Source organism: Kitasatospora sp. NPDC088783 (genome assembly GCF_044750705.1).
In the GTDB taxonomy this organism is placed as follows: domain Bacteria; phylum Actinomycetota; class Actinomycetes; order Streptomycetales; family Streptomycetaceae; genus Kitasatospora; species Kitasatospora fiedleri.
In genome coordinates this window covers 579989-594581 of sequence record NZ_JBIVKJ010000002.1, presented here as the reverse complement: position 1 = coordinate 594581, position 14593 = coordinate 579989, and the positions used below count along the sequence as shown (strand labels likewise).

11 protein-coding genes and 1 pseudogene are annotated in these 14593 nt (G+C 74.9%); 8 read left to right on the top strand and 4 right to left on the bottom strand.

The genetic code is table 11. From position 1 onward, the window contains the following. The first annotated feature begins 33 nt into the window (after positions 1 to 33). Together ACIP60_RS07035 and ACIP60_RS07030 are read left to right on the top strand one after the other, a co-directional pair. Complete coding sequence (locus tag ACIP60_RS07035) at positions 34 to 1065, top strand: LacI family DNA-binding transcriptional regulator (protein ID WP_400680883.1); 1032 nt, start codon at positions 34 to 36, stop codon at positions 1063 to 1065. Between the two features lie 38 nt (positions 1066 to 1103). Further along, entirely contained in the window at positions 1104 to 2201 is a 1098-nt protein-coding gene (locus ACIP60_RS07030) for an aldose epimerase family protein (RefSeq protein WP_400680881.1), read from the top strand. 38 nt (positions 2202 to 2239) lie between these two features. Here ACIP60_RS07030 and ACIP60_RS07025 read toward each other — a convergent pair whose 3' ends face one another. Continuing rightward, positions 2240 to 3283, bottom strand: a complete 1044-nt coding sequence (locus ACIP60_RS07025) for a LacI family DNA-binding transcriptional regulator (protein ID WP_100834584.1) — start codon at positions 3281 to 3283, stop codon at positions 2240 to 2242. 195 nt (positions 3284 to 3478) lie between these two features. Between ACIP60_RS07025 and ACIP60_RS07020 the strand changes: the two genes are divergently transcribed. Beyond that, a complete protein-coding gene (locus ACIP60_RS07020; protein WP_400680877.1) occupies positions 3479 to 5338 on the top strand; it encodes an arabinofuranosidase catalytic domain-containing protein in 1860 nt (619 codons plus the stop codon). A 153-nt stretch (positions 5339 to 5491) separates the two neighbouring features. Here ACIP60_RS07020 and ACIP60_RS07015 read toward each other — a convergent pair whose 3' ends face one another. After that, complete coding sequence (locus tag ACIP60_RS07015) at positions 5492 to 5995, bottom strand: PadR family transcriptional regulator (RefSeq protein WP_400680875.1); 504 nt, start codon at positions 5993 to 5995, stop codon at positions 5492 to 5494. A 306-nt stretch (positions 5996 to 6301) separates the two neighbouring features. Between ACIP60_RS07015 and ACIP60_RS07010 the strand changes: the two genes are divergently transcribed. Together ACIP60_RS07010 and gdhA are read left to right on the top strand one after the other, a co-directional pair. Next, the gene (locus ACIP60_RS07010) at positions 6302 to 8008 is read left to right on the top strand and encodes a glycoside hydrolase family 13 protein (protein WP_400680872.1); all 1707 of its coding nucleotides are present in this window, start codon (positions 6302 to 6304) and stop codon (positions 8006 to 8008) included. Positions 8009 to 8385: 377 nt separating this feature from the next. Further along, complete coding sequence (gene gdhA, locus ACIP60_RS07005) at positions 8386 to 9771, top strand: NADP-specific glutamate dehydrogenase (protein WP_400680870.1); 1386 nt, start codon at positions 8386 to 8388, stop codon at positions 9769 to 9771. 184 nt (positions 9772 to 9955) lie between these two features. Here the strand turns inward: gdhA and ACIP60_RS07000 are convergent, their stop codons facing one another. Both ACIP60_RS07000 and ACIP60_RS06995 read right to left on the bottom strand, forming a co-directional pair. Continuing rightward, positions 9956 to 11068 carry a hypothetical protein gene (locus tag ACIP60_RS07000; protein WP_400680868.1) on the bottom strand — a complete coding sequence of 371 codons (1113 nt, stop codon included), beginning with the start codon at positions 11066 to 11068 and terminating at the stop codon, positions 9956 to 9958. Between the two features lie 64 nt (positions 11069 to 11132). After that, a pseudogene (locus ACIP60_RS06995) lies at positions 11133 to 12047 on the bottom strand (hypothetical protein); the annotation flags it as partial. A 323-nt stretch (positions 12048 to 12370) separates the two neighbouring features. Here ACIP60_RS06995 and ACIP60_RS06990 point away from each other — a divergent pair. From ACIP60_RS06990 to ACIP60_RS06980, 3 genes are all read left to right on the top strand, one after another. Beyond that, entirely contained in the window at positions 12371 to 12589 is a 219-nt protein-coding gene (locus ACIP60_RS06990; protein ID WP_400680866.1) for a hypothetical protein, read from the top strand. Between the two features lie 54 nt (positions 12590 to 12643). Beyond that, positions 12644 to 13150 (top strand): protein phosphatase, encoded by a 507-nt coding sequence (locus tag ACIP60_RS06985; protein ID WP_400680864.1) that lies wholly within the window; start codon positions 12644 to 12646, stop codon positions 13148 to 13150. Between the two features lie 477 nt (positions 13151 to 13627). Beyond that, positions 13628 to 14551 carry a lytic polysaccharide monooxygenase gene (locus ACIP60_RS06980; RefSeq protein WP_400680862.1) on the top strand — a complete coding sequence of 308 codons (924 nt, stop codon included), beginning with the start codon at positions 13628 to 13630 and terminating at the stop codon, positions 14549 to 14551. Positions 14552 to 14593: the final 42 nt, after the last annotated feature.

Below are 14593 nucleotides of genomic sequence, written 5' to 3'. Positions count from 1 at the left end.
GGGGCAGTGCCGGAAGAGCGAGGGGGCAGGGCCGTGGGCGTGAGCCTCAAGGACGTCGCGATGCGGGCCGGGGTGTCCGTCAAGACCGTCTCCAACGTGGTCAACGACTACCCGCACGTCAGACCGGGCACCCGGGACCGGGTGCGGCAGGCGATCGAGGAGCTGGGCTACCGGCCCAACGCGACGGCCCGCCACCTGCGCACCGGTCGCAGCGGGATCATCGCGCTGGCCGTGCCCGAGCTGGGCAACCCGTACTTCGCGGACCTCGCCGCGGCGGTGATCGACGCCGCCGCGCACCACGGCCACACCGTCCTGCTGGACCACACCGCCGGGCTGCGCGCCAAGGAAACCCTGGTGTCGCAGGGCTTCCGCAGCCACCTGATCGACGGGCTGATCCTCAGCCCGATCCGGCTGGAGGCGGAGGACCTGCTGCGCCGCCCGGCCCGGCCGCCGCTGGTGCTGCTCGGCGAGCGCGAGTACGACGCCCCGTTCGACCACATCGCGATCGACAACGTGGCCGCGGCCCGGCTCGCGGTGCGCCACCTGCTCAGCCTGGGGCGGCGCCGGATCGCCTTCGTCGGGGCCCGCCGCGACAGCCGCCGGCAGCCCGCCCACCTGCGGCTGCGCGGCTGGCGGGAGGAGATCCTGGCGGCCGGCGGCAGCCCCCGGGACGACCTGGTGGTGGCCACCGACGGCTACGACCGCCTCGACGGCGCGGTCGCGATGACCCGCCTGCTCGACCTGCCGGAGCCGCCCGACGCCGTCTTCGCCTACAACGACCTGGTCGCCCTGGGGGCGCTGCGGGTGCTCGCCGAGCGGGGCGTGCGGGTGCCCGAGGAGGTCGCCGTGGTGGGCTTCGACGACATCGAGGAGGGCGGCTACGGCGCCGTCACCCTGACCACGATCGCCCCCGACAAGGCCGCGATCGCCCGGCTCGCCGTGGACTGCCTGATCGCCCGGATCGAGGCCGGCCCCGACCGGCCCCCGGCCCGGCCCCGCCGCATCCTGCCCGGCCACTCGCTGGTGGTGCGCGAGTCCACCGTCGGCCGCACCGCCCGTCCCTGACGCTCCGTCCCCTTCCCCCGAGGCCCCGAGGACTCCCGTTGCCGATCCCGTCCGCCACCCGCGCCCCGTCCGTCACCCGCAGCCCGTTCGGCGCCCTGCCCGACGGGACCCCCGTCGACCGCTGGACCCTCGACGCCGGGACCGGCGTCCGCGCCGAGGTGCTCGACCTGGGCGGCATCCTGCACCGGCTGGAGGTCCCCGACCCGGAGGGCCGGAGCGCCTCGGTGGTGCTCGGCCGCGCCGACCCGGCCGGGTACGCCGCCGACACCGCCTACCTGGGCGCGCTGATCGGCCGCTACGCCAACCGGATCGCGCACGGCGGCTTCCGGCTCGACGGCCGGGCGCACCGGGTGCCCGCCACCGACCGCGGCCACGCCCTGCACGGCGGGCCGGACGGCTTCCACCGCCGCCGCTGGCAGGCCGCCGCGCTGCCCGGCCCGGACGCCGCCGCGCTCCGCCTCGACCTGCACAGCCCGGACGGCGACATGGGCTTCCCCGGCCGGCTGCACGTCACCGCCGTCTACATCCTGGAGCGCTCGGGCACCCTGCGCCTGGAGTGGACCGCCCGCGCCGACCGCCCCACCCCCGTCAACCTCACCCACCACGCCTACTTCCGGCTCTCCGGCCGGGACGGCGGCAGCGTGCTCGACCACCGGCTCGCCGTCGACGCCGACGCCTACCTGCCGGTCGACCCGACCGCCGTGCCGCTGCCCGGGCCGCCCGCCCCGACCGCCGGCACGCCCTTCGACCTGCGCGAGCCGCACCCGATCGGCGCCCGGCTCGCCCTCCCGCACCCGCAGCTGGACGCCGCCGGCGGCTACGACCACTGCTGGGTGCTCGACCCGCCGCCCGCCCCCGGCGCGCTGCGCCGGGCCGCCCGGCTGGAGGACCCGGCCACCGGGCGCCGGATGGAGGTCTGGACGACCGAACCCGGACTGCAGGTCTACACCGGCAACGGGCTGGCGGACGACCCGCACCCGCGGCACGCCGGGGTCTGCCTGGAGACCCAGCACTTCCCCGACTCCCCCAACCGGCCCGACTACCCGGACACCGTGCTGCGCCCCGGCGCGGTGCGGCGCAGCACCACCGAGTTCCGCTTCCCGCACCTGGCCGCCCCGCCGGGAGGCCCGGCGTGAGCGGGCGGCGGCGCGGCCCGGCGGTCGCGGGCGGCCGGTCAGCGGGCCAGGGTGCTGCTCTCCCGGACCACCACCCGGAAGCCAGGCGTGATCCGCCGGCCCGGGCCGGTGTAGCGCTGCTCGATGCGCTCCTCCAGGCAGCGGACGGCGAGTTCGGCGATCAGCCGCTTGTCGGGGGCGACGGTGGTCAGCGAGGGGATCGCGTACGCGGCCTCCTCGACGTCGTCGAAGCCGACGATCGCGAGGTCCTGCGGCACCCGCAGCCCGGCCTCGTGGGCGGCCCGCAGCGCGCCGAGCGCGAGCAGGTCGTTGAAGCAGAACACCGCGTCGGGCCGCCGCGGCAGGCGCAGCAGGCGGCGCATCGCCGAGGCGCCGTCGGGGCGGAAGTAGGCCCGGACCGGGGGCCGCAGCTCCTGGTCGGCGGTCAGGCCGGCGCCGGCCAGCGCCTCCTGGTAGCCGGCCAGGCGCTGTTCGGCGGTGGCCCGGGGCGCGGGGTCCTGCCAGCCGATCGCGGCGATCCGCCGGTAGCCCTCGTCGATCAGGTGCCGGGTCGCCTCCCGGGCGCCGGCCACGTTGTCGATGTGCACCCGGTCGGCGACCGGGCCGAAGTCGGCCTCGCCGAGCAGGACCAGCGGGATCTCCCGGGAGCGGGCCAGCAGCGCGGCCCGGTCCAGGCCGAGCGGGCTGAGGATGACGCCGTCGATCATCGGCCCGCCCAGGCCCGAGGCGATCCGCAGCTCGGCCGCCGGGTCGCCGCCGGTGTCGTCCATCAGCACGGTGATGCCGACCCGGCGGGCGGCCGCGATCACCTCGACGGCGAGTTCGGCGAAGTACGGCGAGGGCAGTTCGGGGAAGGCCAGCGCGATCACCCCGCTGCGGCCGGTGCGCAGCCGGCGGGCCGTCAGGTTGGGCTGGTAGCCGAGCCGGTCGATGGCCCGCTGCACCCGTTCCCGGGTGGCCTCCGCGACGGGGGTGGTCCCGTTCACCACGTTCGAGACGGTCTTGACGGAGACGCCGGCCAGTTCGGCCACGTCCTTCAACCGCGGCGCCGCGGCGCCGGTTCCGTTGTTCGGTACGGACAAGACCGCACCCCCTCCTCCCGCCGACCGTGCGCGAGGGAGCGAGGCCGGCACCACCAGGACGCCGCTGTTTCAACGTGAGAATACAAGGTCGCCGATGAACCGCCAGCCTCCGCGCGCCCGCGGCCGGTCGCCGCCCCCGGGCCCGTTCCGCGCACCGGTACCGCCCCTTGCACCCCCACCCCGAAGGAGCGCACCTTGTCCCGTCGATTCCCGCTGCCCGCCGGGCAGTTGTGGCGCAGCGCGCGAGCGGCCGCGGCCGCCCTGGCGCTGCTGGTCGCCGCGCTGATCGGCCTGCCCGGCGTCGGCCACGCGGCCGGCTCGCTGCCGTGCGACCTGTACGCGTCCGGCGGCACGCCCTGCGTCGCCGCGCACAGCACCACCCGTGCCCTGTTCTCCTCCTACAACGGCCCGCTGTACCGGGTGACCCGGGCCTCCGACGGCGCGGCGGCCGACATCGGCCTGCTCGCGGCCGGCGGCTACGCCGACGCCCAGGCGCAGGACCGGTTCTGCAACGGCAGCAGCTGCCGGATCACCCGGATCTACGACCAGACCTCCCGGCACAACGACCTCACCCCGGGCCCGGCCGGGACCGCCGGCATGGGCGACGACCGCGGGGCGGACGCCTCGGAGATCGCGGTCAGCGCGGGCGGCCACAAGGTCTACGGCGTGTGGATCTCGCCGGGCGTCGGCTACCGCTACACCGGCGTCGCCTCGGGCGTGGCCGTCAACGGGCAGCCCGAGGGCGTCTACATGGTCGCCAGCGGCACCCACGTGGGCGCGGCCTGCTGCTTCGACTACGGCAACGCCGAGTCCACGCCCGCCGACACCGGCAACGGCCACATGGACGCCGTCTCCATCGCCACCACCTGCTACTTCCCGCCGTGCAGCGGCAGCGGGCCGTGGATCGAGGCCGACCTGGAGAACGGCATGTTCCAGGGCGACAACGGCTCCAACACCGCCAACCTCGGCAACAGCAGCCCGTTCGTCACGGCGGTGCTGAAGAACAACGGCCAGACCACGTACGCGCTCAAGGGCGGCAACGCGCAGTCCGGCGCGCTGACCACCTGGTGGAACGGGGCGCTGCCGAGCCGGGCCGGCTACCGGCCGATGAAGCAGGAGGGCGGCATCATCCTGGGCATCGGCGGCGACAACTCGAACTGGAACCGCGGCACCTTCTTCGAGGGCGTCATGGTCTCCGGCTACCCGGGCGACGCCACCGAGAACGCCGTCCAGGCCAACGTCGTCTCGGTCGGCTACAACGGCCGCACCGACCTGCCCAACGGCCCGCAGGGCACCGTCACCGGCCCGGGCGGGCAGTGCGTGGACGTCGCGGCCGACGACACCGGCGCCAACGGCAGCGGCGTGCAGCTGTGGAACTGCCAGACGTACGCCGAGGACCAGCACTGGGTGCACGGCGTGGACGGCTCGCTCGGCACCCTCGGGCGCTGCCTGGACGCCACCGGCAACGGCACCGCCAACGGCACGCTCCTGCAACTGTGGGACTGCAACGGCGGCGGCGCGCAGAAGTGGTTCCAGCAGGCCGACGGTTCGCTGCTGAACCCGCAGTCCGGCCGCTGCGTGGACGCGCCCAACGGGAACAGCGCCAACGGCACCCGGTTGCAGCTGTGGGACTGCAACGGCGCCGCGGCGCAGAAGTTCGCGGTCGACGGGGGCGGTCCGGTCGCCGCCCCGGGCGGGCAGTGCGTGGACGTCGCCAACGACGACAACGGCGTCAACGGCACCGCCGTGCAGCTGTGGAACTGCCAGTCCTACGCGGTCGACCAGCACTGGTTCCACGCCGCGGACACCTCACTGCGCACCCTGGGCCGCTGCCTGGACGTCAACGGCAACGGCACGGCGGCGGGCAGCCAGGTCGAGCTGTGGGACTGCAACGGGGTGGGCGGCCAGAAGTGGGTCCAGCAGGCCGACGGCTCGCTGCTGAACCCGCAGTCCGGCCGCTGCCTGGACGTCCCGAGCGGCAACACGGCCAACGGCACCCGCCTCCAGCTGTGGGACTGCAACGGGAGCGCGGCTCAGAAGTTCGCGCTGCGCTGACCGCTGATTGCTGACTGCTGGCTGCTGACCGCCGCACCGGCGGGTTCCCCGGGGGCGCCGCACCCCGTGGGGCCCGCCCGGCCGTCCGCGCCCGTTCGGGTCGGGCGGAGCGGGCGGGGCGGGCGGGGCGGGCGGGGCGGGCGGGGCGGGCGGTCAGGTGAACTCCTGCTGGCAGCGCTCCAGCCAGTCGAGTTCGGCCTGGAGGTGGAGGACCTCGCCCTCGATCAGCAGCCGGGAGACCTCGTGGTCGGGCGACCGGTCGGCGGTGGCGTGCAGGCCGCGGATGGCGGCCAGGCAGTGGGAGCGCTGGAGGTCGATCAGGGCGCGCGGGTCGGCGAGGCGGGTGCGGGGGGCGAGGACCAGCTTGAGGAAGAACTCCTCGCGGACCTTGCCGCCGTCCGACGGGCGGGCGAACCAGTCGGCGAGCGCCCGGCGGCCGTCCTCGGTGAGCGCGAAGACCCGCTTGGCCGGGCGGCCGTCCTGGGCGACGTCCTGCCCCTCGATCAGGCCGGCCTTCTCCAGCCGGCCGAGCGTGACGTAGACCTGCCCGTCGTTGGTGCGCGGGTAGGCCGGGCCGAACGTGGACTCCAGGGCACGCCGGAGCTGGTAGCCGTGCGCCGGGCCGGTGGCAAGCAGCGCGAGGAGCGGAAGCCGCACTCGGGTGCCTCCCTTCGAGGTGAGTGGGGGGAGTGCGCCGTGCGGCCGAACTTCGTCGGTCGTACGCCGGGCGGCTCTCCTGGGCTCTGGCCTACCCCGTTGTGCGCCCCCTTATTCGCCCTGATTCGCCCCGACTGGTGGCACTCGCCGTCCCAAGAGGTGACATCTTCCTCTCCAGGCTCCTGGACATGCTCTTTAACCTCTACCTAACATCTAGGTATCCCCGACGAACTGACGCGTTGTCAGCCGCCGCGGGCCCGTGCCTGTCAGCGCGACCCCCCTCGCGCGCTCCCGTGAAGGTGACGCATGATCACGTCCGTCGTCCCCGCCGACCCGCCGCGCCCCGCGCAGGCCGTCGAGGCCCCCGCCGTCCGCACCGCGGACGGAGTGCTCCCGGAGGAACGGGCGGCGGCCGCCGCCCCCGACGCGCTGTGGTGGCGCGACGCGGTGATCTACCAGGTGTACGTGCGCAGCTTCCAGGACTCCGACGGCGACGGCATCGGCGACCTGCAGGGCGTGCGGGCCCGGCTGCCGTACCTGAAGCGGCTGGGCGTGGACGGGGTGTGGCTGAACCCGTTCTACCCGTCGCCGCAGCACGACCACGGCTACGACGTGGCCGACTACAAGGGCGTCGACCCGGTGTTCGGCACCCTGGAGGACTTCGACCTGCTGGTCGAGGACTGCCGGAAGCTGGGCCTGCGCCTGGTGCTGGACACCGTGCCCAACCACTGCTCGGCCGAGCACCCGTGGTTCCTGGAGGCGCTGGCCGCCGCCCCGGGCTCCGCGTCCCGGGCCCGGTTCCACTTCGCGGACGGCCGCGGCCCGGACGGCGGGCTGCCGCCGAACAACTGGCGGGCGATGTTCGGCGGCCCCGCCTGGTCCCGGATCACCGAGCCGGACGGCACCCCCGGCCAGTGGTACCTGCACATGTTCACCCCGGAGCAGCCGGACCTGAACTGGCGCAACCCGGAGGTGCCCGTCGAGTTCGAGAAGGTGCTGCGGTTCTGGCTGGACCGGGGCGTGGACGGCTTCCGGATCGACGTGGCGGCGGGCCTGTTCAAGCACCCGGAGCTGCCGGACTCCCCGGACCCGGAGGCGGACGAGCGCACCCGCGACTCGGTCAACCCGCTGGCCTGGAACCAGCCGGAGGTGCACGAGGTGTGGCGCTCCTGGCGGGCGATCTGCGAGGAGTACACGGCGCTGGACGGGCGGCAGCGGCTGCTGGTCGGCGAGGCGTCCGTGCCGACCCCGGCCGAGCAGGCCATGTACGTGCGCGGGGACGAGCTGCACCAGGCGTTCTTCTTCCACCTGCTGCACGCGCCGTGGGACTCCGAGCACTTCCACCAGGTGATCGACGCGGCGGTGCGGGACATCACCGCGACCGGTTCGACCGTCACCTGGGTGCTCAACAACCACGACCAGGTCCGCACCACGACCCGCTTCGGCAGCCCCGAACGGGCCCGGGCCGCCGCGCTGCTGATGCTGTCGCTGCCCGGCGCGGCCTACCTGTACCAGGGCGAGGAGCTGGGCCTGCCGGAGGTCGACGACCTGCCGGACGAGGTGATCACCGACCCGATCTTCCACCGCACCGGCAACCGCAAGGGCGTCCGGGACGGCTGCCGCGTCCCGCTGCCGTGGGCCGGGGCGAAGGCGCCGTACGGGTTCAGCCCGGAGGGTTCGGCACCGAGCTGGCTGCCGCAGCCCGCCTCGTTCGCCCGGCACACCGCCGAGCGGGCGGTGGCCGACCACACCTCGCCCTACCACCTGTACCGGGAGGCGCTGCACCTGCGCCGGCTGCTGCCGCAGCTGGGCGAGGGGACGCTGCGCTGGATCGAGACGCCGCCGAACGTGCTGGCCTTCACCCGGGGCGACGGCCTGCTGGTGGCGACCAACTTCGGCACCGTCCCGGCCCCGGCGCCGGTCACCGGGCAGCCGCTGCTGTCCTCCGGCCCGTGCCCGGCCGGGGTGCTGCCGCCGGCCACCACCGCCTGGTGGATCCTGCCGCGCCGCTGACGCCCGGCCCTCCCCCTTCCTCCGGAAGCCGACCGGTCGGCTTCCGGAGGAAGGGCTCCCCGGACACGCCCGAAATCCACAGCGAATTCACACCGGGCGTCGAGGTTGGGACGCTTGGGCCGGAAATGGGCCGCCGATGGCCGGGGCTTTACCTTTCGGGCGACCGAAATGACCCGTTCGGGCGTTCACATCGTGGACGCGCCGTCGATGGACGCAGGTCAGCCCTGGGACACTGGTGCGGACCACCGGTCCCCACCCCGTCGGCCGACGCGTGTCAGGCGCGCCGCCGACGGTCCTCAACGGCGAGGAGGACCAGGGGCGCCCCCGGGACGGGAGCGCCCTCGTGCGCCATCCGCTCCACGGAAGGTTGTGCCCGAATGCCGGCCACCCCCACCCCCACCCCCGCCGCGTCCACCGACACCGGCGCCCGTCTGATCGAGCCGCTGTACCAGGAAGTCCTGCGCCGCAACCAGGGCGAGAACGAGTTCCACCAGGCGGTCCGCGAGGTCCTCGACACCCTCGGTCCGGTGCTGCTCCGGCGCCCCGAGCTGGTCGACGCCCGGATCGTCGAGCGGGTCTGCGAGCCCGAGCGCCAGCTGATCTTCCGGGTGCCGTGGTCCGACGACCGGGGCGGCGTCCACGTCAACCGCGGCTTCCGGGTGGAGTTCTCCAGCGCCCTCGGCCCGTACAAGGGCGGGCTGCGCTTCCACCCCTCGGTCAACCTCGGGATCGTCAAGTTCCTCGGCTTCGAGCAGATCTTCAAGAACGCCCTGACCGGCATGCCGATCGGCGGCGGCAAGGGCGGCTCCGACTTCGACCCCAAGGGCCGCTCGGACGCCGAGATCATGCGCTTCTGCCAGTCCTTCATGACCGAGCTGCACCGCCACCTCGGCGAGTACACCGACGTCCCGGCCGGTGACATCGGCGTCGGCGGGCGCGAGATCGGCTACCTGTTCGGCCAGTACAAGCGGATCACCAACCGCTACGAGTCGGGCGTGCTCACCGGCAAGGGCCTAGGCTGGGGCGGCGCCCAGGCCCGCACCGAGGCCACCGGCTACGGCTGCGTGATGTTCACCGAGGAGATGCTGCGCACCCGCGGCGAGAGCCTGGACGGGCAGCGCGTGGTGGTCTCCGGCTCCGGGAACGTGGCGATCTACGCGATCGAGAAGGCCCGGCAGCTCGGCGCGACCGTGCTCACCTGCTCCGACTCGACCGGCTACGTGGTCGACGAGAAGGGCATCGACCTGGACCTGCTCAAGGAGGTCAAGGAGACCCGCCGCGGCCGCGTCTCCGACTACGCCGAGGCCCGCGGCGCGCACGTGAAGTACGTGGCCGGCACCGGCGTGTGGAACGTCCCCTGCGACGTGGCGCTGCCCTGCGCCACCCAGAACGAGCTGCACGAGGCGGACGCCCTCGCCCTGGTCCGGGGCGGCGTCAAGGCCGTCGCCGAGGGCGCCAACATGCCCACCACCCCCGAGGCCGTCCGGGTCCTCCAGGAGGCCGGCGTGGCCTTCGCCCCCGGCAAGGCCGCCAACGCCGGCGGCGTCGCCACCTCCGCGCTGGAGATGCAGCAGAACGCCTCCCGCGACTCGTGGACCTTCGAGCACACCGAGGCCCGCCTCGGCGAGATCATGAAGCACATCCACGACTCCTGCCACACCACCGCGGAGAAGTACGGCAGCCCCGGCAACTACGTGGTGGGCGCGAACATCGCCGGTTTCGAGCTGGTCGCCGACGCGATGCTCGCCCAGGGCCTGATCTGACGCCCCGGCGATCCCCCGGGCCCGGACCGCCGTCGCGGTCCGGGCCCTTCGCGGTCGGGGGCTTCGCCGTTCGGGGGGCTTCGCGGTCGGGGCGCTCTGCCGTCCGGGCGCTTCGCGGTCGGGGCGCTCTGCCGTCCGGGCGCTTCGCGGTCGGGGCGCTCTGCCGTCCGGGCCCGGCGGCAGGTCAGGCGCGGAACCCGGCGTGCACGTGGTCGTGGTGGGTGGTGTCGCTGAAGAACTGGTTCGCCGTCGCCCCGCCGGACAGCTGCCGCGGGCCGCCCACGTTGTAGGAGCCCGCCGCCGCGGCCGCCCGCATGAAGGAGTCCACCAGTTCGGCCGGGGTGGCCGGGTCCACCACCGCCCGCCCGTCGATCCGCCAGGTGTCGAACGCCCGCCCCTGCGGGTGGTCGCTCCGGCGGTCGGTGCCGAACACCAGCAGCGGGTGGCCCGAACGCACCACGCTCACCTCGAAGTCGTACGTGCCCGCCAGCGCCAGCATCGCGGTGAGCGGCGCGTCGTGCACCTGCCCGCTGCGCACGTCCGCCACCGCCGCCGGGGGCAGCGCGATCCGCGGCTGCGCCAGCACCCTGGTCGCCGGATCGCCCAGCGTCGCCGCCACCGCCCCGGGGTCGGCCGGGTGCAGCGCGGTGACGCTCCACCGGGGCGAGCCGCTGCTCAGCCGGACGTCGACCGTGCTGCCGGTGGACACCGGCGCGCCGTCCGGCCCGGCCAGCCACTGCCGGCACACCACCAGCACGCTCGCCGAGTCCGCCAGCAGCCCGCCGTACTGGGCGTACACCACCTCCAGCGCCGCTCGCGGGGCGTCCGCGAGCAGCGGGCCGCCCTGGTCGGCCAGCCCCGGGTCCACCCCGAGCGCCGCCACCCGCTGCCGGGCCGCCGCCACCCCCTGCCCGCCCGGCGGCCACCCGCCGATCGCCTCCACCACCTGCACGGCGCGCAGCTTCACGTCCGGCTGGAGCTCGCCCGGGCCCGGCTGCCAGGCGGCGGGCGCGGGGAAGGCGGCGCTCGCACCGGCGGTCGGGCTGCCGGTCGGGCTGCCGGAGCTGCTCTGGCCGCCCGGACTGCTCTGGCTGTCGGGGCTGCTCGGACTGTCGGGGCTGCTCGGGTTGTCCGGGCTGCTCGGACTGTCGGGGCTGCTCGGGTTGTCCGGGTTGCTCCGGCCGGTGGACGAACAGGCCGTCAGGGCACCGCCCAGCCCGGCCAGCAGCACGGTGCGGCGGCCGGGCAGGTGCAGGGGGGACGGCGGCGGGAACGGGCGGGACGGGTGGGTGCTCACCCGGCCAGTGTCGGCCGGGGGCGGCGGTTCCGGTCGGCGCGACCCGCCGACCGCAACCGGCCGGTCAGCAGGTGATGGCGCCCTTGCGCAGGGCGTGCTTGCCGGTGTTGCTGTCGTCCGACCAGTAGACGGGCTTGCTGCCGCCCACGCACTCGTCGGCGCCGGCCAGCGTGAAGCCCTCGTTGTTGAGGTTCGACATGCCGGAAGGGCGCTTGTAGACCGCGGTGGGGGCGAACGCGCCGCTGCCGTCGACCCGGAAGGTGCGCAGCTGGCCGGAGCAGGTGTCGTCGCAGACCACCCACATCCGGTTGGCCTGCGGCTCCCAGGACAGCTCCATCACGCCGGCCATGCCGCTGCCGACGGTGGCGACCCTGGTGAAGCCGCCGGCCTCCAGCAGGACGTAGCCGTAGACCGTCCCGGTGCCCTCGACGCCGACGAAGAACACGCCGCCGGTGTGCGCCGCGTAGCGGCCCGGGTCGTAGGCGGCGCCGGTGGAGGCGTCCTTGAAGCCCGCGCCGGTCAGGTAGCCGTCGGGCACCCAGGTGACGCCCTCCAGCCCGGCGTTGGAGCCGGTGGAGGGCAGGTCGGGGGTGAGGTTCCACTCGCGGGTGGCGGTCAGCGTGCCGCCGGTGCCGGAGACGTCGTAGCGCAGCACGGAGAGCCGGCTGGTGGAGGAGGAGTCGGCGTTGCGCTCGCTGGAGACGTACACGCCGCCGGCCGAGCCCGCGCCGGTCACGGTGACGCCCTCGTCGTCGGGGGTGCCGGTGCCGCCGGGGAAGCGCAGCGACTTGCCGGAGCCCCAGCCGTTGGCGGTGTCGGGCTTCCAGCCGCCGGAGCCGTTGGGGATCAGCCGCCACAGCTTGCCGGAGTTCTGCGCGCCCCACATCACGCCGCCCTCCTGCTGGAGGCCGGACAGGTCGGAGCCGAACACGCCCGAGGCGTCGGCGGTGGTGACGCTGGAACTGCCGGGCCAGGCCACCGCGCCGGGGGCGGCGGAGGCCGGGGCGGCGGTCAGTGCCCCGGCGACGAGGGCCGCCAGGGCGAGGGCGGCCGACGGCCGGGCGAGTCGGCGGCGGCGCTCGGGGGTGCGCGATGGGGTCACGGGTTCCGTCCCTCGGTTCGGTGGGTGGACACGGCTGCGGGAGCGTCCGCGGAAACAGCGTCGCCCAACCTCCCGACCCCGCCCCAACGGGACACCACCGCGATCCGGCCCCCTCATGAACGCCCGACGAACCCCCGCTCCCGCCGCCCCCCGCACAGAACCCGTCGCACCGTCACCACCCCTCCCGCCGCGCTGTCCCCGTGCGACTGCTCTTCGACAGGGTCACCCCCGCACCCCGCCTGCTGCTGCTCGGCGCCTTCCTGGTCCGCCCGGACTACGAGGCCGTCCTGGACCCACCGTTCTTCCTCGCCCCCGGCAACCGGGTCTCCCACCACCCCACCCACCTCACGGTCACCTCCCCGACCGGCGCCCGCCGCACCCTCCCGATCGCCGACGGCTCCTGGCTCTGCCACCGCTGACCACACCGGGAACCCCCTCCGCGCCCACCGGCGTTGACGAGCCGGAGGTGGCGGATGAAGACCCGTCGGAGGGGCGGCGCACCGGATCCGGGGACGCCGTGGGACGCGATCGCGCCCGGGCTGTGGATGGGCGGCCACCACTGGGTGGACCCGGCCGGGCAGTGGCGGCCGGTGGTGGTCGGCGCGGAGTTCGACCTGGTGGTCAGCCTGTTCACCGCCCCGGACCACGGCCCGGCCCCGGGAGTGCCGCACCGGCTCGTCCCGGTACCGGACGGGCCGCTGGACGCCGGGCAGTTGGCCGCCGTGCAGGCCGCCGCGCGGGAGGTGGCGGCGGCGGTGGAGGGCGGCCGGACGGTGCTGGTGCGCTGCCGTTCCGGGTACAACCGTTCCGGCCTGGTGGTGGCGCAGGCGCTGGTGGAGCTCGGCCTGGACAGCGCGGAGGCGGTGCGGCGGGTGCGGGCGCGGCGCTCGTCGTGGGCACTGCACAACGCGCTGTTCGTCGAGTACCTGTCGGTGGGGTTGGACACCGCCCGGCTGCTCGTCTCGCTGGGCCCGTCGTAAGACCGACGGACCGTCAGCGTGGCGGGCGGGCCGTCTTCCGGGGTCGGATCGGCTTAGCGGAGCATTATCCGCGGCTTGGATTCCCCCTAACCTTCCCGCCCGCCACCCGGGCCGCAGCGGCCCCGCCCGCCCCTCGTCCACCCCGGGGCGCCCTCCGGCGGGCCTTCGGACGGTCGGGTGCGGGGGCGGTCCGGGGGTGTTTTCCCTGCTGTTCGCCGAAGTTCGCCCGCTGACCGGAATCTGACGTCACGCCAGGTCGGGTGTGCGGGACGGACGGTGACGGTGGCCGAATGCCGCCACCGGCCAACTGCGTTCCGATGGCCGACTCTTGTCAATTGGTATAGGCCAATCGTAGCCTTCGGACGGCTCGCGGTGTGCAGGGTCCACACCGCGCCGGCCCGGGGTCGCTCCCCGCGGTCCGCAGGCAGACGTGCCCGCTCCTCCCCCACGACCGACCCGACCTTCCCGAGGAGAACCATGTCCTGGTCCCGCCGTCTGCTCGCCGCTTCCGCGGTGGGCGCGGGCGCCCTGGTCGCCACCACCGCCGCCGCGGGCAGTGCCGCCGCGCACGGCGCCATGTTCGGTCCGCCCAGCCGCATCGCGGCCTGCTACGCGGAAGGCCCCGAGACCCCGAAGTCCCAGGTCTGCAAGGACCTCGTCGCGGACAGCGGCACCCAGCCGCTGTACGATTGGAACGAGGTCAACATCGCCAGCGCCAACGGCCAGAGCCAGCAGATCATCCCGGACGGCCACCTCTGCTCGGCCAACCGCGACAAGTACCGCGCCCTGGACTGGGCCCGCACCGACTGGCCGGCCACCGCCACGACGGCCGGTGCGAAGACCTTCGACTTCCGGGTCACCGCACCGCACCAGGGCAGCATGAAGCTGTACATCACCAAGGCCGGCTACGACCCGACCAAGCCGCTGAAGTGGTCCGACCTGGACCTGGCCGCGCCGGTCGCGGTCTACGACACCGCGCGCACCTCGGACAACGGGTACTACCACGTCAACGTGAACCTGCCGCAGCGCACCGGCCGCCAGCTGGTCTACATGGTGTGGCAGCGCTCGGACAGCCCGGAGGCGTTCTACGGCTGCTCGGACCTCGACTTCGGCGCCGCCACCGCCGCGGCCGCGGTCGGCCCGCAGGCCGCGAACGCCCCGCTCGCGCCGACCCAGGCCCAGATCGACGCGGGCGCCGCCCGCTCGACCGTCTCGCACCACGGCCACGGCGGCGACCTCACCGCCGCCGAGGCGGTCGCGGCCGCCTCCGGCACCGCCGCGGTGAACCGGCCCGGCCAGGGCGACCTGCTGCTCGGGCTGGCCGGCGCGGCCCTGCTGTCGGCCACCGCCTCGGGCGCGTACCTGGCCCGCCGGATCCGCGGCGCCGCCGTCTCCGCCTGACGGCCCATGGACGCCTGACCTGTGTCAGGCGGGTGGCGCGGC

Coding starts and splice junctions, on each gene's coding strand:
- ACIP60_RS07010 (WP_400680872.1), top strand. CDS start 6,302: ATGATCACGTCCGTCGTCCCCGCCGACCCGCCGCGCCCCGCGCAGGCC.
- gdhA (WP_400680870.1), top strand. CDS start 8,386: ATGCCGGCCACCCCCACCCCCACCCCCGCCGCGTCCACCGACACCGGC.
- ACIP60_RS06985 (WP_400680864.1), top strand. CDS start 12,644: ATGAAGACCCGTCGGAGGGGCGGCGCACCGGATCCGGGGACGCCGTGG.
- ACIP60_RS06980 (WP_400680862.1), top strand. CDS start 13,628: ATGTCCTGGTCCCGCCGTCTGCTCGCCGCTTCCGCGGTGGGCGCGGGC.